The following is a 22,930-nucleotide window of genomic DNA, read 5'->3' as shown; positions in this document are numbered from 1 at the left end:
ATCGCGCGCGATCAGTCGAACAGGCTGGAGACCGAGCTTTCGTCGGCAATGCGGCGGATCGCCTCGCCGATCAGCGGAGCGATGGTCAGGATGCGGATGCTGTCGCAGTCCTTGGTCGCTTCGGTCGGCAGGATGGTGTCGGTGATCACCAGTTCCTTGAGCGCCGAATTGCCGACGCGGGCCACAGCCGCGCCCGACAGCACGCCGTGGGTGATATAGGCCGCGACCCCGGCCGCACCGGCATCCATGAGGGCCTGCGCCGCGTTGCACAGCGTGCCGCCCGAATCGATGATATCGTCGATCAGGATGCACATGCGGCCCTTCACGTCGCCGATGATGTTCATCACTTCGGACTGGCCGGGACGATCGCGGCGCTTGTCGACGATGGCCAGCGGCGCATTGTCGAGCCGCTTGGCCAGGGCGCGGGCGCGCACCACGCCGCCCACGTCGGGCGAGACAACCATCAGTTCCTGCCCGCCGTAACGGGTCTGGATATCGGCGGCCATGACCGGCGCGGCAAACAGGTTGTCCGTCGGGATATCGAAGAAGCCCTGGATCTGCCCGGCGTGAAGATCGACCGCGAGCACGCGATCGGCCCCGGCCGTGGTGATCAGGTTGGCCACCAGCTTGGCCGAGATCGGCGTGCGCGGACCCGGCTTGCGGTCCTGGCGGGCATAGCCGAAGTACGGCACCACGGCGGTGATCCGCTTGGCCGAGGCGCGGCGCAGCGCGTCGATGCAGATCAGCAGCTCGAGCAGGTTGTCGTTGGCGGGATAGCTGGTGGACTGCACCAGGAAGACATCTTCGCCGCGCACGTTCTCGTGGATTTCCACGAAGACTTCCTCGTCGGCAAAGCGGCGCACCGAGGCGTCGGTCAGCGGCAGTTCCAGATAGGCCGCAATGGCGCGGGCCAGCGGCAGGTTGCCGTTGCCGGACATGATCTTCATGGCGTTTCCCTCGAGTCCTTTGGTGATCCTGATCCTCGCGCCGCCCTTAGCCCAAGATGACAGTTTTGCAACGCCCCAGCGTCCCGAACGGGCCGCAAACAGGCCGTTTTGCGCCCCACCACGGTACAGCCCCCTTGCCCGCCATGGCTGATGCCGCCTAGGGTCTGGCCATGGCCGACACACTGATCATCACGCTTGCACAACTCAACCAAAGGGTTGGCGACCTTGCCGCCAACGCCGCCGCGATGCTGGAGGTGCGGGCAAAGGCCCCGCGCAGCGACCTGATCGTCTTTCCGGAAATGCAGCTGATCGGCTATCCGCCCGAAGACCTTATCCTGAAACCCGCGCTGATCGAACGCGCGGCGGTGGAACTGGAACAGCTGGCGCGCGCCACCGCCGATGGCGGCCCGGCGATGCTGGTGGGATCGGTGTTCGTGCGCGACGGCGCGCTGCACAACGGCGTGGCGCTGCTCGATGGCGGCAAGATCGTGGCGACGCGCTTCAAGTACGAACTGCCCAACTATGGCACGTTCGATGAAAAGCGCCTGTTCCTGCCCGGCCCGCTGCCCGAACCGGTGCCGTTTCGCGGCGCCGTTCTGGGCCTGCCGATCTGCGAGGATATCTGGCATCCCGACGTGTGCCGCCACCTGGCGCAGTTAGGCGCGGAAATCTTCCTCTGCGTCAACGGCAGCCCCTACGAGATCGACAAGGACGTGCTGCGGATCGACGGCGTGGCCAAGCGCCGCGCGATCGATACCGGCATTCCGCTCGCCTATGTCAACCGCGTCGGCGGCCAGGACGAGGTGGTATTCGATGGCGCCAGCTTCGTCGTCGGCCCCGAAGGCGCGCTGTGGGCGCAGCTTCCCGAATGGGAAGAGGCCGTGGTCGAAACGGTGTGGAACAAGGTGCCGTTCGGCAACAGCCACCGCTGGCGCTGCCAGGCAGCCCAGGTGGCCGAGCCGACCGAGCATCCCGAAGATATTTATTGCGCCATGGTCATGGCGCTGCGCGACTATGTGAACAAGAACCGCTTTCCCGGCGTGCTGCTCGGGCTTTCCGGCGGGATCGATTCGGCGCTCTGCGCCGCGATCGCGGTCGATGCGCTGGGCGCTGATCGGGTGTGGTGCGTGATGCTGCCCAGCCGCTATACCAGCCAGGAAAGCCTGGACGATGCCGCAGGCTGTGCCCAGATGCTGGGCGTGCGGCTCGATACCGTGCCGATCGCGCCGGCGGTGGACGGCTTTACCGATATGCTCAGCCCCCTGTTTGCCGGGCGAGAGCCCGACCTGACCGAAGAGAACCTGCAATCGCGCATCCGCGGCACCACGCTGATGGCCCTGTCCAACAAGTTCGGGCCAATGCTGGTCACCACCGGCAACAAGAGCGAGATGAGCGTGGGCTATGCCACCATCTATGGTGACATGAACGGCGGCTACAACCCGCTCAAGGATGCCTACAAGACCACCGTCTTTGCCCTCTCGCGCTGGCGCAATGAACACCGCCCGCGCATCGGCATGGGACCGGACGGGCCGGTGATGCCCGAGCGGATCATCACCAAGCCACCCAGCGCCGAACTGCGCCCCGACCAGAAGGACGAGGATTCGCTTCCGCCCTATGACGTGCTCGACGCCATCCTGCTGGGCCTGGTCGAGCATGAAAAGAGCGTATCCCAGATCACCGCTGAAGGGTTCGAGCGCGCCACGGTGGAGCGCATCGAGCGGCTGCTGCACCTGGCCGAGTACAAGCGGCGCCAGGCCCCGCCGGGGGTGAAGCTGGGCATGCGCAATTTCGGGCGCGATCGGCGCTATCCGATCACGCAGGGCTTCCGTACGGCCTGACATCTTTTCGCGCGATGTTTGCAAACGCCGGCTGCCCCTGGGGTGGCCGGCGTTTGTTGTTGCGCTCAAGCGTGCCATTTTTGCGAATGATTCGCATTGACGACGCGGAGCCACCGCCGTACGCTGCGAATCGTTCTCAAAAAGGAGTGCCGCTCTTGTCCACTTCGACCACTGCATCGGCCGCGGCCACGATTGCCGCGTTGGCCCGCCCCCAGGATGTGCGGGCACTGTCCCTGACAGCCCTGCACGTGGTCATGGCCATGCGCCTGTCGGCCATGTTCGAGCGCGCGGGGCGCGACCCTATCCCCGACTTGGCGCAACGCTATCGCAGCATCGAGACCGCCGCCGCCGTCCATGCGCTGGTGCGCCGCGTGATCCGCACCTGGCCCGAACGCTTCCTCGTCAACCGTCCGTGCCAGCTGACCATGACGCCCGACGAGGCAACGCTGGCGGCCATGGTGCGCCATGCCCTGCTGGCCGATAACGAGGGTTTTGCCGGCATGCTGCACGGGTTCGTTCGGGCCGACCGGCAGGACGGGCTCTACCACGCCACCCAACACGCGGCCGCGCTGCTGTCAGGACGCAGCGCGTAACCGCGTGCCCGTTCCGGGCCGGCACTCCCCCGGCGCTGCGGTGCCCCGCTCCTGCCCTGGCAGCGCCGGAAGCCGGCCCGGAACGGGCTTCTCTTTTGTGAACATGTCTTTTTCACACGAAGACACGAAGACACGAAGAGAGGGAGACTGGCGCAGCCAGCGCGTCACCCTTCTTCCTTCGTGTCTTCGTGGCTTCGTGTGAAAAAATCCAAGCAGCTTCGCTGCACACACACACACGCACACACCAGGGCCAAACAAAAACCCCGCCGGTTGCCCGACGGGGTTTCTGCTGTTTGCGTAGACCGCAGCGCGGCGAGGATCAGTCCTCGTCGCCCTTGATCAGGTAATCGGCCGCATCGGCGTCGGTGCCGTGGGTTTCCCCTTCGACCGAAGCGAGCGGATCGTCGCCGATCGCGGCTTCGGGGCCCTGGGCCAGTTCGGCGGCATGCTCTTCAGCGGCGGTGCGCGGCGCGATCAGGGCTTCCTGAAGGCGACGGTTGGCGGCGCGAAGGGCAGCGTCGCGGCTGTTGGCCGCCACGCGCATGCGGTTCATGCCCGCGCCGGTGCCGGCGGGGATGAGACGGCCGACGATGACGTTTTCCTTGAGGCCGATCAGGCTGTCGCGCTTTCCTTCGACCGCCGCCTGCGTGAGCACGCGGGTGGTTTCCTGGAACGACGCGGCAGAGATGAACGAACGCGTCTGCAGCGAAGCCTTGGTGATGCCGAGCAGCACCGGCTTGCCTTCCGCGAGGCGCGAGCCCCCCGGCATCTTGGCGTTGGTTTCGTTCATTTCCTCAAGGTCAACCTGCTCGCCCGGCAGCAGGGTGGTGTCACCGCCATCGGTGATTTCCACCTTCTGCAGCATCTGGCGAACGATCACCTCGATGTGCTTGTCGTTGATCTTCACGCCCTGCAAGCGATAGACTTCCTGGATTTCCGCGACGAGGTATTCCGCCAGGGCCTCGACGCCGAGAACCTCGAGAATGTCGTGCGGATCGGGCGAGCCCGAGATCAGGTTGTCGCCCTTCTTGACGTAGTCGCCTTCCTGGACGTCGATCACCTTGGACTTGGGGATCAGGTACTCGACCGGTTCGCCCTCTTCTGGGATGATCGCGATCTTCCGCTTCGCCTTGTAGTCGCGGATGAACTCGATGCGGCCCGAGATCTTGGCGATGATCGCGTTGTCCTTGGGCTTGCGCGCTTCGAACAGCTCGGCCACGCGCGGCAGACCGCCCGTGATGTCGCGGGTCTTGGCGGCTTCGCGGCTGGCGCGGGCCAGCACGTCACCGGCCTGGACTTCCTGGCCGTCTTCCACCGACAGGGTGGTGCCCGGCGCCATCATGTAGCGCGCGGTTTCACCCGAGGCGTCGTCGAGCAGGGTCAGGCGCGGACGCAGGTCTTCCTTCTTGGCGCGGCCACCGGCACGGTTTTCGGTGACGACGCGCTGGGCAATACCCGTCGCTTCGTCGACCTGTTCCGTCAGGGTGCGGCCGTCGATCAGGTCCTGATAGCGCACGATACCGGGCTTTTCCGTGATCACCGGCAGGGTGAACGGGTCCCACTCGGCCAGGCGCTGGCCCTGGGCCACCGTCGCACCGTTTTCGTGCAGCAGGTGGGTACCGTAAGGCACGCGGTGCATGGCGCGTTCGCGACCATCGGTATCCATGATCACGATTTCGCCGTTGCGGGCGAGCGACAGGCGGCGGTTGCGGCTGTCGGTGATCGTCGGGATGTCGCGATAGTGCACGGTACCGTCGCAGATCGATTCGAGATGCGACTGTTCGTTGACCTGCGCGGCGCCACCGATGTGGAACGTACGCATGGTCAGCTGCGTGCCGGGTTCACCGATCGACTGGGCGGCGATGACGCCAACCGCTTCACCGATGTTCACCGGCGTACCGCGGGCAAGGTCACGGCCATAGCAGGTGCCGCACACGCCCTGGGGCGCTTCGCAGATCAGCGGCGAGCGGATGCGCGCCGACTGGACACCAGCCGCTTCGATCCGGGCGATCGCGGCTTCGTCAAGCAGCGTGCCCTTTTCGCAGATCACGTTGCCGGTCTTCGCCTCGATCATGTCTTCGGCCAGGGTACGGCCGAGAATGCGTTCGCCCAGCGAGGCGATGGTGGCGCCGCCCTGAACGATCGCGCGCATTTCCAGCGCCCGCTCGGTCCCGCAGTCGTTCACCGTCACCACGCAGTCCTGCGACACGTCGACCAGACGGCGGGTCAGGTAACCCGAGTTCGCCGTCTTGAGCGCGGTATCGGCCAGGCCCTTACGAGCGCCGTGGGTCGAGTTGAAGTATTCAAGGACGGTCAGGCCTTCCTTGAAGTTCGAGATGATCGGCGTTTCGATGATTTCGCCCGAAGGCTTGGCCATCAGACCGCGCATCCCGGCCAGCTGCTTCATCTGGGTTGGCGAACCACGGGCGCCCGAGTGGCTCATCATGTAGATCGAGTTGATCGGCTTTTCACGGCCGTGCTCGTCGCTCGGCGTGGCGCGGATCTCGTCCATCATGGCGTTGGCCACCTGGTCGCCGCAACGGCTCCAGGCGTCGATCACCTTGTTGTACTTTTCCTGCTGGGTGATCAGGCCGTCCTGGTACTGCTGTTCGTAGTCGGCGACGAGTTCCTTCGTCTCGGCCACGAAAGCGTCCTTGGTCGCCGGGATGATCATGTCGTCCTTGCCGAACGAGATGCCCGCCTTGAACGCGTTGCGGAAGCCCAGGCTCATGATCGCGTCGGCGAAAAGGACAGTCTCCTTCTGGCCGGTGTGGCGATAGACCTGGTCGATGACGTCGGCGATTTCCTTCTTCGTCAGCAGGCGGTTGACCAGCTCGAAGGGCACCGTGTGGCTCTTGGGCAGGCATTCGCCGATCAGCATGCGACCGGGCGTGGTTTCATACCGCTTGAGATAGGACTTCCCGTTCTCGTCGGTCTGCGGCACGCGCGCCACGATCTTGGTGTGCATGGTGACCGCGCCGGCAAACAGCGCCTGGTGCACTTCGGCCATGTCGGCCAGCAGCATGCCTTCGCCCGGCTCGCCCTTGCGGTCCATCGACAGGTAATAGAGGCCCAGCACCATGTCCTGCGAAGGCACGATGATCGGCTTGCCGTTGGCGGGCGAGAGGATGTTGTTGGTCGACATCATCAGCACGCGCGCTTCGAGCTGGGCTTCCAGCGAAAGCGGCACGTGGACGGCCATCTGGTCACCGTCGAAGTCGGCGTTGAAGGCCGAGCAGACGAGCGGGTGCAGCTGGATCGCCTTGCCTTCGATCAGCACGGGTTCAAAGGCCTGGATGCCCAGACGGTGCAGCGTCGGCGCACGGTTGAGCATGACCGGGTGTTCGCGGATCACTTCGTCCAGGATGTCCCAGACTTCCTTGCGTTCCTTTTCCACCCACTTCTTGGCCTGCTTCAGAGTCATCGACAGACCCTTGGCGTCAAGCCGCGCATAGATGAACGGCTTGAACAGCTCGAGCGCCATCTTCTTGGGCAGGCCGCACTGGTGCAGCTTGAGTTCCGGGCCGGTCACGATGACCGAACGGCCCGAATAGTCGACGCGCTTGCCGAGCAGGTTCTGACGGAAGCGGCCCTGCTTGCCCTTGAGCATGTCGGACAGCGACTTGAGCGGACGCTTGTTGGCGCCGGTGATCACGCGGCCACGGCGGCCGTTGTCGAACAGCGCGTCAACCGCTTCCTGCAGCATGCGCTTTTCGTTGCGTACGATGATGTCGGGTGCGCGCAGCTCGATCAGGCGCTTCAGGCGGTTGTTGCGGTTGATGACGCGACGATAGAGGTCGTTCAAGTCCGAGGTGGCGAAGCGGCCACCGTCGAGCGGCACCAGCGGGCGCAGTTCGGGCGGAATGACCGGCACCACGTCGAGGATCATCCATTCCGGGCGGTTGCCGGAATCGATGAACGATTCCACCACCTTGAGGCGCTTGATGATCTTCTTGGGCTTGAGTTCCGACTTGGTCTCGGACAGCTCCTTGAGCAGGTCTTCGCGCTCCTGGACCATGTCGAGGTCCATGAGCATGTGCTTGACCGCCTCGGCGCCGATGCCGGCCGAAAAGGCGTCTTCGCCATATTCGTCCTGCGCGTCGAGCAGTTCGTCTTCGGTCAGCAGCTGGTAGCGTTCAAGCGGGGTGATGCCCGGCTCGATAACCACATAGCTTTCGAAGTAGAGGATGCGTTCGAGCTGCTTGAGCTGCATGTCGAGCAGCAGGCCGATGCGCGAGGGCAGCGACTTCAAGAACCAGATGTGCGCAACCGGCGCGGCCAGTTCGATGTGGCCCATGCGCTCGCGGCGCACCTTGGTCACGGTCACTTCGACGCCGCACTTTTCGCAGACGACGCCCTTGTACTTCATGCGCTTGTACTTGCCGCACAGGCACTCGTAGTCCTTCACGGGACCGAAGATGCGGGCGCAGAACAGGCCGTCACGTTCGGGCTTGAACGTGCGGTAGTTGATGGTTTCCGGCTTCTTGATTTCGCCGAAGGACCAGCTGCGGATGCGCTCGGGCGACGCCAGACCGATCTGGATCTGATCGAAGGTTTCGGGCTTGGGAAGCTGGTTGGTGAATTTCGTCAGGTCGTTCATTGCGTGATCCTCACTGGGAGGGAAACTCTGTGCATGCGGCAGGCCAGGGCGGCGGCAGAGCATGTCCGCCGCCGCACCACGACCGGCTTATTCGGCTGCCTCGGCCAGGCCATCGTCGTCTTCGGTCTCGTCGATCGACGAGAGTTCGACGTTGAGACCCAGGCTGCGCATTTCCTTGACCAGCACGTTGAAGCTTTCGGGAATGCCGGCCTCGAAGGTGTCGTCACCCTTGACGATCGCTTCATAGACCTTGGTACGGCCGACAACGTCGTCGGACTTGACCGTGAGCATTTCCTGCAGCGTGTAGGCGGCGCCATAGGCCTGGAGCGCCCAGACCTCCATTTCCCCGAAGCGCTGACCACCGAACTGGGCCTTACCGCCCAGCGGCTGCTGGGTGACGAGGCTGTAGGGGCCGATCGAACGGGCGTGGATCTTGTCGTCCACCAGGTGGTGCAGCTTGAGCACGTACTTGCAGCCAACGGTGACCTTGCGGTCGAACGCCTCGCCGGTGCGGCCGTCGAACAGCGTGACCTGGCCCGATTCATCGAGCCCGGCCTTGCGCAGCATGGCGGTCACATCGGCTTCCACCGCGCCGTCGAACACCGGCGAACCCATCGGCACGCCTTGGCGCACGTTCTGGGCCAGCTCGACGATTTCGGCATCGCTGCGGGCCTTGATCTCTTCGGCGTAGTTGTCGCCATAGATATCGACCAGCAGTTCGCGCACCGCTTCGGGCGGCTCGCCCGCCTGCGGATCGGGATTGGCTTCGCGCCAGGCGTCGAGCGCCGCCCCGATCTTGTGGCCCAGGCCGCGTGCGGCCCAGCCCAGGTGGGTTTCGAAGATCTGCCCGACGTTCATGCGCGAGGGCACGCCCAGCGGGTTGAGCACGAAATCGACCGGGGTGCCGTCTTCCAGGAAGGGCATGTCTTCCTGCGGCAGGATGCGGCTGATGATGCCCTTGTTGCCGTGACGGCCGGCCATCTTGTCGCCCGGCTGCAGCTTGCGCTTCACCGCGACGAAGACCTTGACCATCTTGAGCACGCCCGGCGCCAGTTCGTCACCGCGTTCGAGCTTTTCCTTGCGGTCCTCGAACTTCTCCTGGATCGCCTTAATCGCCGTGTCGTACTGGCCCTTGGTCGCTTCCAGCTGCTGCTGGCGCGCATCGTCGGCCACGGCGAACTTCCACCATTCGTGGCGTTCCACATCGGCCAGCAGCTGCTCGTCGATGTCGACACCCTTCTTGATGCCCTTGGGTGCGGCCGTGGCCACCTGGCCCAGCAGCATGTCCTTCAGGCGGTTGAAGGTGGCACGGTTGAGAATGGCGCGTTCGTCTTCTCGGTCCTTGGCGAGGCGTTCGATTTCCTCGTTCTGGATGGCGCGGGTACGGTCGTCGATCTCGATGCCGTGGCGGTTGAACGTGCGCACGTCCACGATCGTGCCCGAAACGCCCGGCGGCAGACGCAGCGAGGTATCGCGCACGTCGGACGCCTTTTCACCGAAGATCGCGCGCAGCAGCTTTTCTTCCGGCGTCATCGGGGATTCGCCCTTGGGCGTGATCTTGCCGACGAGGATATCACCGGGGTGCACTTCGGCGCCCACATAGACGATGCCCGCTTCGTCGAGGTTGCGCAGCGCTTCCTCGCCCACGTTGGGGATGTCGCGGGTGATGTCTTCGGGCCCGAGCTTGGTGTCGCGGGCCATGACTTCGAATTCCTCGATGTGGATCGAGGTGAAGACGTCTTCCTTGACGATGCGCTCGCTGATCAGGATCGAGTCTTCGTAGTTGTAGCCGTTCCAGGGCATGAACGCGACGAGCACGTTGCGGCCCAGCGCCAGCTCGCCGAACTCGGTCGAGGGACCGTCAGCCAGGATATCGCCCTTTTCGACGATATCGCCCACGCTCACCAGCGGGCGCTGGTTGATGCAGGTGGACTGGTTGGAGCGTTCGAACTTCTGCAGGGTGTAGATGTCCACGCCCGACTTGCCCGGTTCAACGTCGCCCGTCACGCGGATCACGATACGGGTCGCGTCCACCTGGTCGACAATGCCGCCGCGCAGCGCGGCAATCGCGGCGCCCGAATCGCGCGCCACGGTGCCTTCCATGCCGGTGCCCACGAACGGCGCATCGGCCTTGACCAGCGGCACCGCCTGGCGCTGCATGTTCGAGCCCATCAGCGCGCGGTTGGCGTCGTCGTTTTCCAGGAACGGAATGAGCGAGGCGGCCACCGAGACGAGCTGCTTGGGGCTGACGTCCATCAGCGTCACGGTTTCGCGCGGCGCCATGACGAATTCGCCGTTCTGCCGGGCCGAGACCAGTTCTTCCACGAACGAGCCATCGGCGGTGGTTTCGGCCGAAGCCTGGGCCACCGTGTGCTTCTGCTCTTCCATGGCCGAGAGATAGACCACTTCGGACGAGACCTTGCCGTCGAGCACCTTGCGGTACGGCGTTTCGATGAAGCCGTACTTGTTGACGCGGGCGAAGGTCGAGAGCGAGTTGATTAGACCGATGTTGGGCCCTTCGGGCGTTTCAATCGGGCAGATACGACCATAGTGCGTGGGGTGAACGTCGCGCACTTCGAAGCCGGCGCGCTCACGCGTCAAGCCACCCGGCCCGAGGGCCGAAACGCGACGCTTGTGCGTCACTTCCGACAGCGGGTTGGTCTGGTCCATGAACTGCGATAGCTGCGAGGAGCCGAAGAATTCACGCACCGCAGCCACCGCCGGCTTGGCGTTGATCAGGTCGTTGGGCATCACGGTCGACACGTCGACCGAGCTCATGCGTTCCTTGACCGCACGCTCCATGCGCAGCAGGCCGACGCGGTACTGGTTTTCCAGCAGCTCGCCCACCGAACGCACGCGACGGTTGCCGAGGTTGTCGATGTCGTCGACTTCGCCCTTGCCGTCCTTGAGGTTCACCAGTTCCTTGACCACGGCGAGGATATCGTCGGTGCGCAGGGTGGTGATGGTGTCCGGGCAATCCAGGCCCAGGCGCATGTTGAGCTTCACGCGGCCCACGGCCGAGAGGTCGTAGCGGTCAGCATCGAAGAACAGGCCGTCGAACAGCGCTTCAGCGGTTTCGCGCGTCGGCGGTTCGCCCGGGCGCATGACGCGATAGATATCGGCCAGCGCGTGGTCGCGATCTTCGGCCTTGTCGGCCTTCATCGTGTTGCGAATCCACGGGCCGGTGCTGACGTGGTCGATGTCGAGCAGGTCGAGCTGGTCCACCCCGGCGCGGTCGAGCACGTCGAGGTTTTCGGGGCCGACTTCATCGCCCGCTTCGATCCAGATGCGGCCGGTCGATTCGTCGATCAGGTCCTTGGCGGCATAGCGGCCAAAGATTTCCTCGGTCGGGATCAGCAGCGACTGCAGACCATCCTTGGCCGCCTTGTTGGCAGCGCGCGGGCTGATCTTCTGGCCAGCGGCAAACACCACTTCGCCCGAAGCAGCGTCGACGATGTCGAACGTCGGCTTCGCGCCACGCCACTGGTCGAGCACGAAGGGCACCTTCCAGCCGCCCTCGGCGCGCACCCAGGTAACCTTGTTGTAGAAGTGGTCGAGGATCTGCTCGCCATTGAGGCCCAGGGCATAGAGCAGCGCGGTGACCGGCAGCTTGCGCTTGCGGTCGATACGCACGTTGACGATGTCCTTGGCGTCGAATTCGAAATCGAGCCACGAGCCGCGATAGGGGATGACGCGCGCGGCAAACAGGTACTTGCCCGAAGAGTGCGTCTTGCCACGGTCATGGTCGAACAGCACGCCCGGCGAACGGTGCATCTGCGACACGATCACGCGCTCGGTGCCGTTGATGATGAAGGTGCCGTTGTCGGTCATGAGCGGGATATCGCCCATGTAGACGTCCTGCTCCTTGATATCGATGAGGCTCTTGGTCTCGGTCTCGGCGTCCACTTCAAACGTGGCGAGCTTGAGCGTGACCTTCATCGGCGCGGCGTAAGTGATGCCGCGCTGGCGGCATTCGTTCACGTCGTACTTGGGCGCTTCGAGCACATAGCCGTCACGCTCCTTGATATCGAGCGAGGCGGTGCCGGCAAAGTCCTGGATCGGGAACACCGAGCGCAGGGTCTTTTCCAGGCCCGAGACATAGCCGGTCGACGGATCGGAGCGGAGGAACTGCTCGTACGATTCGCGCTGAACCTCGATCAGGTTCGGCATCTGCACGACTTCGTGAATGTCACCGAAGATCTTGCGGATGCGCTTCTTCAGACCGGCGCGGACTGGAGCCTTGGTTGCCATAGGAGGTGAATGCCTCTTTGCTTGTCACGAGCCGGCCAAAACCGGCGGAAATCTGCCATGCGCGGCGGGTGGCACGGCACAAACGCAAACAAGGCCACGGGGCACCGCACACCCTTCCCGGATGCCCGTGGCCCGCAGCCTTCGCGTTGTACCGATGCCCGCTGCTTCCTTCCTTGAGCCTTCCCCCGCGCATGGGAAAGCCTTGCTCGAAACAGCAGGTGTTGGATCGCCATATAGGAGCACCGCCCTGCAAAGTCAAAGGCCGGCCGGGCAAAAGCAGCCCGATGCGGCGACGCGATGCCCCTCCCGGCCGGCAGCGCCCGACGACACGGCGCGGGGAATTGTAATTAATTCTAAAATGCGCCTGTTTCTCCGCACAAACCACTACCAGGATGGAGCAAAAGTTTGCGTTCTGTTTACCGTGACCGCATAGGCATGGCGCACCGCAGGACGCACATCGCGCTGGTTTGCGCGCTGTTGCCTCGTGCCTATTGCCCTAGCCGCGAGTTTCATGGACGATCGATTCGCCTTTATCTTGCCGGTCATGCAGGTTGCCTTCGGCATTGCCGCCGTCCTGGCGGGGCGCTGGCGAGTCTCCAGCGCGGGCTGGTGGGCGGGCGGATTCCTCGCCAGCGCTGCCGGCTTTGCCATGCCGGCACTTACTTTCCTGATGCCCGAAGGCGGCCGGGCCGTGCTGGCCTCGGGATTGTTTGCAGCAGCGTTTCTCTGTTTCGGCCAGGCGATGGGCGAACACTTCGGCCTGCGCCGCAGCCATGTCTCGCTCCGCCTGGGAATCGCGGCCCTGTCGGTAATGGCAAGCGCCTGGGGCGTGATGAGCGACAGCTTGCGCCTGCACCTGGCCGCATCGGACGCAGGTTGCGCACTGCTCATGGCAGTGCCGCTGCTGGCGGCGCGCGGGCGCACGCGGCGCAGCGGGGATCGCGCGCTGATCGTGGTCAGCTGGGTGGTCGTGGCCGATGCCGGCCTGCGCGCCGCTGCCATTCGCTGGCTGGCGAGTGGCGGCCTTGGCGACTTTGCGGCCAGCCCTTACGCCTTTGTCTATCAGATCACCGGATCGCTGATCGGCGTGGCCTTTGCCATGGCGGCGCTTGCCTCGGTGATGATCGGCGTGCTGATGCGCTATCGCGACTGGGCGATCTGCGATCCGCTTACCGGCCTGCTCAACCGCCGCGGGTTCGACGAGGCGCTGGCCGGGCGCAGCGCCCACGAAAAGAGCCACGCCGCCGTGATCGCCTGCGACATCGATCACTTCAAGGCCGTGAACGACCAGTTCGGCCATCATCGCGGCGATGAAGTGATTGCTCTCCTGGCCAACGCGATCGATGCGCATCTGCCCGCACGGGCCTTTGCCGCGCGCTTTGGCGGAGAGGAGTTCGTGGTCTATCTGCCACAGGGCGCGCTGGCCTTGGCGGGGGGCCTGGCTGGCACCGGTGCGGTTGGCACGGCGGCAGACCTGGCCGAAACGGTGCGCCGCGATTTTGCCCAGCGCGTGCAGCGTCTGCTCGGCCGCGATTTTGCCGTCACCGCCAGCTTTGGCATCTCGGCCATGTCGCCAGGCGAAGTCATGCTCGATGCCGCGCTGCGCCGCGCCGACCAGGCGCTGTACCAGGCCAAGAGTGCGGGACGGAACTGCTGCGTGGTCAAACCCGCCCTGGCTGGCCAGCCCGCCTTGCACCTGCCGCGCCATGGCAGCAGCGCCACGCTGCACGCCTGACGCGACACTCCTGCTTGACTGCGCGCCCGCGTCTGCTATGGGCCGCACCCGAGTGGCGGACCTGGTCCCCGCTCATCCGTCCGAGACCGTCGGCGCCGGGGTTTGCCCAGGCTTAATTTCCGACCTAGGCGGGGAAAAGAGATTTCACGGCCGCACGCTTCGTTTTCGGATCGTGGCGCCCACCGCACTGGCCATGGCCGGCGCGCAACCTCCTTCCCTTGTCGAACGGACTCGCCCCAGGTCGCTTGCGGCCCGGGACAAACGTAGCCGGCTGCAGGGGGCTTTGCCCCAGGCAGCCATTGTGAAGGAGTAAGGCATGGATCGTTCGCAAAAAGCCGAATCGGTCGCTTTCCTCAACGAACTCGTGAGCGGTTCGGGGGCGGTTATCGTCACTCGCAACCTCGGCATGACGGTGGCCCAGTCCACTGCCCTGCGCACGAAGATTCGTGAGGCCGGTGCGACCTACAAGGTTGCGAAGAACCGTCTTGCCAAGCTTGCCATCCAGGGCACCGATTACGAAGGCATTGGTGAATTTTTCACCGGGCCGACCGCCATCGCTGCCTCGGCTGATCCCGTCGCCGCCGCCAAGGTGATCGTCGAGTTCGCCAAGACCACCGACAAGATTGAAATCGTCGGTGGCGGGATGGGTTCGCAGGTTCTCAGCCCCGATGGTGTCAAGGCCCTGGCCACGATGCCCTCGCTCGATGAACTGCGTGCCAAGCTTATCGGTCTCATCCAGGCTCCGGCCACGAAGATCGCCCAGCTCACCACCGCTCCGGCGGCGAAGCTGGCTCGCGTCTTCAACGCCTATGCCGAGAAGGATGCGGCCTGAGCCGGTTCAAACGACTTTTGCCCGTGCGCACCGCATGCCGCGGACGCCGGGCGCCACATATTAACGGAGTGAAACATCATGGCCGATATCGCCAAGCTCGTTGAAGAACTGTCGCAGCTCACCGTTCTCGAAGCTGCTGACCTCGCCAAGGCTCTTGAAGAAGCATGGGGCGTGAGCGCCGCTGCTGCCGTGGCCGTGGCCGCTGCCCCCGCCGGTGAAGCTGCTCCGGCTGCTGAAGAAAAGACCGAATTCGACGTCATCCTGACCGGCGACGGCGGCAAGAAGATCCAGGTCATCAAGGAAGTCCGCGCGATCACCTCGCTCGGCCTGACCGAAGCCAAGGCCCTGGTCGAAGGCGCGCCGAAGGCTGTCAAGGAAGGCGTGTCGAAGGCTGAAGCCGAAGATATTAAGAAGAAGATCGAAGAAGCCGGCGGCACCGTCGAAATCAAGTAATCTTCTTCGGGTTCTTCCCGACGAAATGGAGAAAGGGCGGGCCGCAAGGCTCGCCCTTTTTTCGTTGCCGGTCATGCCCCTCCACCACCGCTTCGCGGCGGTTCCCCTCCCCGCCTTTGGCAGGGAGGATCTTCAGATCCTCCCCATATCGTGGGGAGGTGGCAGGCCCAGAGGGCCTGACGGAGGGGCTTTTTCCCGAACCGCAACCTTTTCAGGCGAAATTCAGGTTCGGGCGCGCTAGGCCCTGCCGCATGCCCACCCGCCAATTCCGCAAGCCGCTGGCCGCCGCCAGAAACCTGCAACCGCGCATCGCCGCCCTGGGCGGCGCGCTGGCCCTGGGGATTGCGGCCATCCTGTTTGCCCGCGCCGGCGAGGCGGTGCAGGGCCTGTTCACCCGGATCGTCACGGCCCATCCGCTCGTGCCAATCGTGCTGACCCCGGCGATCTTCGTGGTCGTCACCTGGGCCACACGCACGCGTTGGCCGGCCGCCCGCGGATCGGGCATTCCCCAGGTCATGGCCGCAGCCGAAGCGCCCGATCATCCCGTGATGGCGCCGCTGCTGTCGATGCGCACCGCGCTCGCCAAGGTGGCCGGAACGCTGGCCATGCTGCTGGGCGGGGCATCGGTGGGACGCGAAGGGCCGACCGTGCAGTTGAGCGCGGCGATCATGGTGGCGGTGCACAAATTCCTGCGCGTGCCGGTGGGCGCGGGCGTGATCATCGCTGGCGGCGCGGCGGGCGTTGCCGCCGCGTTCAACACCCCGCTGGCCGGGGTGGCCTTCGCCATCGAGGAACTCGCCTCTGCCTTCGAACAGCGCCTGGCGCTGCTGGTCATGCTGGCAGTGATGACCGCAGGCCTGGTCAGCCTGGGATTGTCTGGCGATTACATCTATTTCGGCGCGATGAGCCAGCACGTGCCGATCGTGCCGGCCATGGTGGCCGCGCTCGGCTGCGGGGTGGCTGGCGGCTTGGCCGGTGGCGTCTTTGCCCGCGTGCTGAGCGGCTTTGGCAATATCGATCATGGCTGGATCGGCGCGCTGCGCGCCCGCCCCGTGGCGCTGGCCGCAGGGCTGGGCCTGATCGTCGCGGTGGTTGGCGTCGCCACCCAAGGTCTTGGCCCCGGTGGATTGGCCTGGGGCACCGGCTATGGCACCACGCGCGGGCTGCTGTCGGGCGCGGAAACCTCGCTGTGGTTCGGACCGGCCAAGTTCGTCACCTCGCTGGCCACGGCCTTGAGCGGCGCGCCCGGCGGCATCTTTGCCCCGTCGCTGTCGGTTGGCGCGGGGCTGGGCCAACTGGTCAGCACGCTGTTTCCGCCAGACTATTCGGGCGCGGTGGCGATGCTGGGGATGATCGCCTATTTCGCCGGGGTGACGCGCGCGCCGCTGACTGCCGTGATCATCGTCATGGAAATGACCGCCGACCGCGCGATGATCCTGCCGCTGTTCGCCGCGGCGCTGGTGGCCGACCAGGTGAGCGCGCAGGTCTGCCCGGAAAAGCTCTATCATGCGCTGAGCCATCCGTTCCGCGCGCCCGGCGGGAAGCATGGCTCCACGGCCACGCCTGACCAAAAGACGCACTGACCTTTTCCTTTCCCCGGCGCGGGCCATTCCCTATGGCCCAAGCCATGACCGTCGCCACTCTGCCTACCTCTCCCGATCTTGCCGGGCCGCATGCCACGGCCGAATGGCGCGAGATGCTGCGCCTGGCCGCGCCGCTGGTCGGGGCCAACCTGTTGCAGATGGCAGTGTTCGCCGTCGACGTGCTGTTCGTGGCGCGGCTGGGGGCAGAGGCGCTGGCTGCATCATCGCTGGCGGTGTCGATCTTTGGCCTGCTGATCTGGAGCCTGACCGGGCTGGTCGGCGCGACGTCTCCGCTGATCGCGGCGGAGCTGGGCCGCCGCCGCCATGCCGTGCGCGAGGTGCGCCGCACCGTGCGCATGGGCGCATGGGTGGGCGTGCTCGCGGCCGTGGTGGCCATGGCGCTGTGCCAGCTGGGTGGGCCGCTGCTGCGCGCCACCGGGCAGAGCGAAGCAGTGGTGGTGCGCGCCGTGCCGTTCCTGGCCGTGCTGTCGCTGGCCTGCGTGCCGGCGGTGCTTTCCTCCCTACTGCGCACGGTCGTTTCCACGCTGGGCCGGCCGGGCATTGGCACGGCGATCACCGCGCTGGCCGTGGTGGTCAATGGCACCGGCAACTGGATCTTTGTCTATGGTCATGCCGGGATGCCGGCGCTGGGCCTGATGGGGTCGGCCTGGTCGAGCGTGGTGACCAGCAGCGCGATGCTGCTCGCCTATGCCATGGTGCTGCGGTTTGACCGGCGGCTGCACCGCTATCACCTGCTCGGCCGCTGGTGGCGCGCGGAATGGCGTCGCTTTGCCGATGTGTGGAAGATCGGCCTGCCGATCTGCGCCACGATCGTGGCCGAAGCCGGACTGTTCAACGGCGCGGCCTTGTTGATCGGGCGCATCGGCGAAGTGCAGCTGGCGGCCCATACCGTGGCGATGCAGCTGGCGGGCATGACCTTCCAGGTGCCGTTCGGCCTGGGCCAGGCCGCCACGATCCGGGTCGGGCTGGCCTATGGCGCGCGCGACCATGCCGGGATTGCCCGCGCCGGGTGGACCGCCCTGGCGATGAGCGTGGGCTTCATGGGCACGATGGCCGCAGTGATGCTTGCGATTCCCCGGCTGATCCTGGGCCTGTATATCGATGTGGGCGATCCGGCCAATGCCGCGCTGGTAGGCTATGCCCTGCAATTCCTGATCGTGGCCGCCGCGTTCCAGCTGTTCGATGGCGCGCAGGCCACCTGCGGCGCGGTGCTGCGCGGCCTGCAGGATACCCGCGTGCCGATGACCATTGCCATGTTCGGCTATTGGGTGCCGGGCCTGCTCACGGCCATCGGCCTTGGGCTTTATACTCCGCTGGGTGGGATGGGTGTGTGGCTGGGCCTGATGGCCGGGCTGGTCTGCGTGGCGGCGCTGCTGATCTGGCGCTGGCATCGCCGCGATCGGCTGGGCCTGCTGCCCTGATCAGCCGGCCGCATTCGCCCCGTGGCGATTCTGGCGCGTAGCAACGCACGACACGCCAAAACGAAACAAAGAATCTGTAGCTGCCCCCTTGACGCTGGCGGGCGGCGCCACCCATATGCGCCCCGCTGGCACTCTCGAGGTGAGAGTGCTAGCGCAGATTTCGTAAGCCAATTCTGATTGGAAGAGGGAGCAACCCATGACTTTCCGTCCGCTGCACGACCGCGTGCTGGTGCGCCGCGTCGAAGCCGAGGAAAAGACCGCCGGCGGGATCATCATCCCCGACAGCGCCAAGGAAAAGCCCGCTGAAGGCGAAATCGTTGCCGTTGGCACCGGTTCGCGCGCCGAAAACGGCACGATCACCCCGCTCGACGTCAAGGTCGGCGATCGCGTGCTGTTCGGCAAGTGGTCGGGCACCGAAGTGAAGGTGTCGGGCGAAGACCTGCTGATCATGAAGGAATCGGACATCCTGGGCGTGATCGGCTGATCACCCGATTTTTCCGAATTTCCATTTCCCGTATTCAAAGGAACTGAGCAATGGCTGCCAAGGACGTACGCTTTTCGCGCGACGCGCGCGAACGCATTCTCAAGGGCGTCGACATTCTCGCCGATGCCGTGAAGGTTACGCTCGGCCCCAAGGGTCGCAACGTCGTGATCGACAAGAGCTTTGGTGCGCCGCGCATCACCAAGGACGGTGTCTCGGTCGCCAAGGAAATCGAACTCAAGGACAAGTTCGAGAACATGGGCGCCCAGATGCTGCGCGAAGTGGCATCGAAGGCCAACGACAAGGCCGGTGACGGCACCACCACCGCCACCGTGCTGGCCCAGGCCATCGTGCGCGAAGGCATGAAGTCGGTTGCCGCCGGCATCAACCCGATGGACCTCAAGCGCGGCATCGATATCGCCGTGACCAAGGTTGTCGAAAACCTCAAGTCGCGTTCGACCCCGGTTGCCGGTTCGTCGGAAATCGCCCAGGTCGGCATCATCTCGGCCAACGGTGACGTGGAAGTCGGCGAAAAGATCGCCGAAGCCATGGAAAAGGTCGGCAAGGAAGGCGTGATCACCGTGGAAGAGGCCAAGGGCCTCGAATTCGAACTCGATGTCGTCGAAGGCATGCAGTTCGACCGCGGCTACCTTTCGCCCTACTTCATCACCAATCCCGAAAAGATGGTGGTGGAGCTCGAAAACCCCTACATCCTGATCCACGAGAAGAAGCTCTCGTCGCTGCAGTCGCTGCTGCCGATCCTGGAAGCCGTGGTGCAGTCGGGCCGTCCGCTGCTGATCATCGCCGAAGACATCGAAGGCGAAGCGCTGGCCACCCTGGTGGTCAACAAGCTGCGCGGTGGCCTCAAGATCGCCGCCGTCAAGGCGCCGGGCTTCGGTGACCGTCGCAAGGCCATGCTGGGCGACATCGCCACGCTGACCGCTGGCGAAATGATCTCGGAAGACCTGGGCATCAAGCTCGAAACCGTGACGCTCGGCATGCTGGGCCAGGCCAAGAAGGTCACGATCGACAAGGACAACACCACGATCGTCGACGGCGCCGGTGCGGCCGAAGACATCAAGGGCCGTGTCGAGCAGATCCGCGCGCAGATCGAAGTCACCACTTCGGACTATGACCGCGAAAAGCTGCAGGAACGCCTGGCCAAGCTGGCTGGCGGCGTGGCCGTGATCAAGGTTGGCGGTGCCACCGAAGTCGAAGTCAAGGAACGCAAGGACCGCGTTGACGACGCCCTCCACGCCACCCGCGCTGCGGTGGAAGAAGGCATCGTGACCGGCGGTGGCACGGCTCTGCTCTATGCCACGCGCGCTCTCGAAGGCCTCACCGGTGCCAACGAAGACCAGACCCGCGGCATCGACATCGTCCGCAAGGCGATCACCGCCCCGGTCAAGCAGATCGCTGAAAACGCCGGCAGCGATGGCGCCGTCGTGGCGGGCAAGCTGCTCGACCAGGCTGACGAAGGCATCGGCTTCAACGCTGCGACCGACGTCTATGAAAACCTCAAGGCTGCTGGCGTGATCGACCCGACCAAGGTCGTGCGCACGGCGCTGCAGGACGCGGCTTCGGTCGCCGGTCTGCTGATCACCACCGAAGCGGCGATCAGCGAAAAGCCGGACGACAAGCCCGCCCCGGCCGGCATGCCCGGCGGCATGGGCGGCATGGGCGGCATGGACTTCTAAGTCCACGCCAACCGCTTGGAAAAATGGGAAGGGCCGTTCGGGAAACCGGGCGGCCCTTTTCCTGTTGTGGGCCCGCCCGGGCAGTGCCATCGGACGGGAACCGCCATCGGCGTGGGGGAGTTTGCACAAACGATGAAATTCTCTCGATGGTTCGTTGGCTCGGGCTTGCTGGGCTGGGCAACGATTGGCCTTGTCGGCCACGCCCTTTATCGCCGCGCCCTGGCCCGCAACCCGGTGGCCCTGCTCGACGCCGCAGACCTGGCGCTGCGCGGCGGCCGCAGTGGCATCGCCTGCCAGGCGCAGGCCCGCTTTGGCCCCGATCCGCAGCAGCGCCTGGAAGTCTATGCCCCGCCGGGCACCGCGCCCGATGCGCGCCTGCCGGTGGTGGTCTTCATCCACGGCGGCGCCTGGGACAGCGGCCGCCCGCAGGACTATCGCTTCATGGCGCGCAGCCTGATCGGCGCGCAGGCGCCCCAAGGCTGCCTGGTCGTGCTGGCGGGGTATCGCCTGCTGCCACAGGGCCGCTGGCCGATCATGCTGGCCGATGGCGCCCGCGCGCTGCGCTGGGTAGCCGACCATATCGGCAGCGTGGGCGGCGATCCGGCCCGCGTGGTGCTGATGGGCCATTCGGCGGGCGCCTACAACGCGCTGGCCCTGGCGCTGGACAAGCGCTGGATGGCCGACGAAGGACTTGATGCCGATGCCCTGGCGGGGGTGATCGGCCTTTCCACCCCGGCGGATTTCCTGCCGCTGGACGATCCCGCCTCGATCGCCACGTTCGGCCATTGCGCCGACCTGGCGCAAACCCAGCCGATCACCCATGCCCGCGCCGGCGCGCCGCCGCTGCTGCTGCTGCACGGCGCGCAGGACACCCGCGTGCGCCCGCGCAACAGCCTGGCCCTGGCCGCCGCGATGACCGCTGCCGGCCAGCCGACGCAGGCGCAGGTGCTCGACGGGATCGATCACGAGCGGATGATCATGGCCTTTGCCCGCCCCTTTGCGCGCGAGGCGCGGCCCCTGGCGGCCGTTACCGCGTTCATCACCACGGTTTGCGCTTCACCATCGGTTCATTCCGCGCCACAATAACCGGTATCGTGAAGCCCGCCCTCATTTCCTCCCGTCTGCGCCGCGCCCTGGCTGCGCTGTGTTCGGCCGTCTTGGCCATGGCGCTGACCGTGCAACCGGTCATGGCGCAAGAGGTGCTGCGCGACGCGGAGACCGAAGCGCTGTTCCGCGACATGTCGGCCCCGCTGATCAAGGCGGCCGGGCTCGATCCGCGCAATGTCGATATCATCCTGCTCAACGATGGCTCGATCAACGCCTTCGTGGCCGGCGGGCAGGCGGTCTATATCCATTCCGGGTTGCTGGGCGCGGCCGACAATATCAACGAAGTGCAAGGCGTGGTGGCGCACGAATTGGGCCACATCACCGGCGGCCACGTGATCAGCACGGCAGGGTCGAAGCCCGCCACCGGCATCACCCTGCTGTCGTTGCTGCTGGGCGGACTGGCCGCGGCTGCCGGCTCCGCAGATGCCGGCCTCGGCGTGTTCATGGCCGGGCAGCAGGCGGCGCTCGGCAGCTATCTGTCGTTCAGCCGGGCCCAGGAATCGCAGGCCGACGCCGCTGGCGCGCAGTTCCTGTCCAAGGCGGGGATTTCCGGGCGCGGGTCGCTGGATTTCTTCAAGAAGCTGCAGAATCAGGAATTCCGCTATGGCTTTACCCGCAATGCCGACGCGGAATTCTATTCCACCCACCCGATGACGGCCGACCGCCTGACCTATCTTCAGGATGTCTACGAGCACGATCCGGCCTGGAACACCCCGATGGACCCGCAGCTGCAGGCCCGCTTCCTGCGCGTGAAAGCCAAGCTCTATGGCTACCTGGCCGAGCCGCAGGACACGCTGCGCGCCTTTCCCGATTACCTGCAGGATGCCCCGGCCCACTATGCCCGTGCCTATGCCTATCACAAGGAAGCGCTGATGGACAAAGCGCTGGCCGAAGTGGACGCCATGCTCAAGCAACTGCCCGATGATCCCTATGCGCTGGAACTCAAGGGCCAGGTGCTGCTCGAATCCGGCCAGCCGGCCGATGCCATCCCGCCCCTGCGCCGCGCCACGCAGTTGACTGGCAACAACCCGCTGATCGCCACCACCTTTGGCCACGCCCTGCTCGCCACCGAGGACAAGACCAACTTTGCCGAGGCGGAGCGCGTGCTCAAGGCGGCGGTAGCCAAGGACCGCGAAAATCCGTTTGCATGGTATCAGCTTGGCGTGGTCTACGAGGCCGAAGGGGATACCCCCCGTGCCCGCCTGGCCAGTGCCGAGCAGCAGTTGATGCAGATGCAGTTGCCCGAGGCAGCACGCAGCGCCCAGGCGGCCGAGGACGGCCTGCCCAAGGGCACGCCCGACTGGCTGCGCGCGCAGGATATTGCCATGTCGGCCCAGGCGATGATGGAACGGCAAAGGAAGAAGAAGTAAG

At 65.3% G+C, this 22,930-nt stretch carries 14 protein-coding genes; 11 read left to right on the top strand and 3 right to left on the bottom strand.

Features of this window, described 5'->3' with window-relative positions:
- Positions 1-11: 11 nt before the first annotated feature.
- On the bottom strand, positions 12-947 hold the full coding sequence (locus ABIC78_RS01470; RefSeq protein ID WP_022676495.1) for a ribose-phosphate pyrophosphokinase: 936 nt from the start codon (positions 945-947) through the stop codon (positions 12-14).
- A gap of 170 nt (positions 948-1,117) precedes the next feature.
- Between ABIC78_RS01470 and ABIC78_RS01465 the strand changes: the two genes are divergently transcribed.
- Both ABIC78_RS01465 and ABIC78_RS01460 read left to right on the top strand, forming a co-directional pair.
- The gene (locus ABIC78_RS01465; protein ID WP_354487405.1) at positions 1,118-2,785 is read left to right on the top strand and encodes an NAD+ synthase; all 1,668 of its coding nucleotides are present in this window, start codon (positions 1,118-1,120) and stop codon (positions 2,783-2,785) included.
- Between the two features lie 146 nt (positions 2,786-2,931).
- Complete coding sequence (locus ABIC78_RS01460) at positions 2,932-3,378, top strand: hypothetical protein (RefSeq protein ID WP_354487403.1); 447 nt, start codon at positions 2,932-2,934, stop codon at positions 3,376-3,378.
- Between the two features lie 319 nt (positions 3,379-3,697).
- On the opposite strand, the gene rpoC is transcribed toward ABIC78_RS01460, so the two are convergent.
- Both rpoC and rpoB read right to left on the bottom strand, forming a co-directional pair.
- Positions 3,698-7,978, bottom strand: a complete 4,281-nt coding sequence (gene rpoC, locus ABIC78_RS01455) for a DNA-directed RNA polymerase subunit beta' (protein WP_022676492.1) — start codon at positions 7,976-7,978, stop codon at positions 3,698-3,700.
- An 87-nt stretch (positions 7,979-8,065) separates the two neighbouring features.
- Complete coding sequence (rpoB, locus tag ABIC78_RS01450; RefSeq protein ID WP_022676491.1) at positions 8,066-12,229, bottom strand: DNA-directed RNA polymerase subunit beta; 4,164 nt, start codon at positions 12,227-12,229, stop codon at positions 8,066-8,068.
- A gap of 511 nt (positions 12,230-12,740) precedes the next feature.
- Between rpoB and ABIC78_RS01445 the strand changes: the two genes are divergently transcribed.
- From ABIC78_RS01445 to ABIC78_RS01405, 9 genes are all read left to right on the top strand, one after another.
- Complete coding sequence (locus ABIC78_RS01445; RefSeq protein ID WP_354487400.1) at positions 12,741-13,964, top strand: GGDEF domain-containing protein; 1,224 nt, start codon at positions 12,741-12,743, stop codon at positions 13,962-13,964.
- Positions 13,965-14,280: 316 nt separating this feature from the next.
- On the top strand, positions 14,281-14,796 hold the full coding sequence (rplJ, locus tag ABIC78_RS01440) for a 50S ribosomal protein L10 (RefSeq protein ID WP_022676489.1): 516 nt from the start codon (positions 14,281-14,283) through the stop codon (positions 14,794-14,796).
- 78 nt (positions 14,797-14,874) lie between these two features.
- Positions 14,875-15,249, top strand: coding sequence for a 50S ribosomal protein L7/L12 (rplL, locus tag ABIC78_RS01435; RefSeq protein WP_022676488.1), 375 nt, complete (start codon positions 14,875-14,877; stop codon positions 15,247-15,249).
- Positions 15,250-15,500: 251 nt separating this feature from the next.
- Entirely contained in the window at positions 15,501-16,832 is a 1,332-nt protein-coding gene (locus ABIC78_RS01430) for a chloride channel protein (protein ID WP_354487397.1), read from the top strand.
- Between the two features lie 44 nt (positions 16,833-16,876).
- Positions 16,877-18,274, top strand: a complete 1,398-nt coding sequence (locus tag ABIC78_RS01425; protein ID WP_502915604.1) for an MATE family efflux transporter — start codon at positions 16,877-16,879, stop codon at positions 18,272-18,274.
- Positions 18,275-18,470: 196 nt separating this feature from the next.
- Entirely contained in the window at positions 18,471-18,758 is a 288-nt protein-coding gene (gene groES / locus ABIC78_RS01420) for a co-chaperone GroES (RefSeq protein WP_022676485.1), read from the top strand.
- Positions 18,759-18,808: 50 nt separating this feature from the next.
- Positions 18,809-20,452: a chaperonin GroEL gene (gene groL / locus ABIC78_RS01415; protein WP_054131757.1), complete on the top strand. Its 1,644-nt coding sequence runs from the start codon at positions 18,809-18,811 to the stop codon at positions 20,450-20,452.
- A gap of 132 nt (positions 20,453-20,584) precedes the next feature.
- Positions 20,585-21,538: an alpha/beta hydrolase gene (locus ABIC78_RS01410; RefSeq protein ID WP_354487394.1), complete on the top strand. Its 954-nt coding sequence runs from the start codon at positions 20,585-20,587 to the stop codon at positions 21,536-21,538.
- Positions 21,539-21,615: 77 nt separating this feature from the next.
- Positions 21,616-22,929: a M48 family metalloprotease gene (locus tag ABIC78_RS01405; RefSeq protein ID WP_354488103.1), complete on the top strand. Its 1,314-nt coding sequence runs from the start codon at positions 21,616-21,618 to the stop codon at positions 22,927-22,929.
- Position 22,930 lies beyond the last annotated feature (1 nt).

It is taken from the genome of Novosphingobium sp. 1529 (assembly GCF_040544855.1).
Classification (GTDB): Bacteria; Pseudomonadota; Alphaproteobacteria; order Sphingomonadales; family Sphingomonadaceae; genus Novosphingobium; species Novosphingobium capsulatum.
Note: the sequence above shows the minus strand (reverse complement) of the source record. Positions and strands in the feature narration are given on the sequence as shown.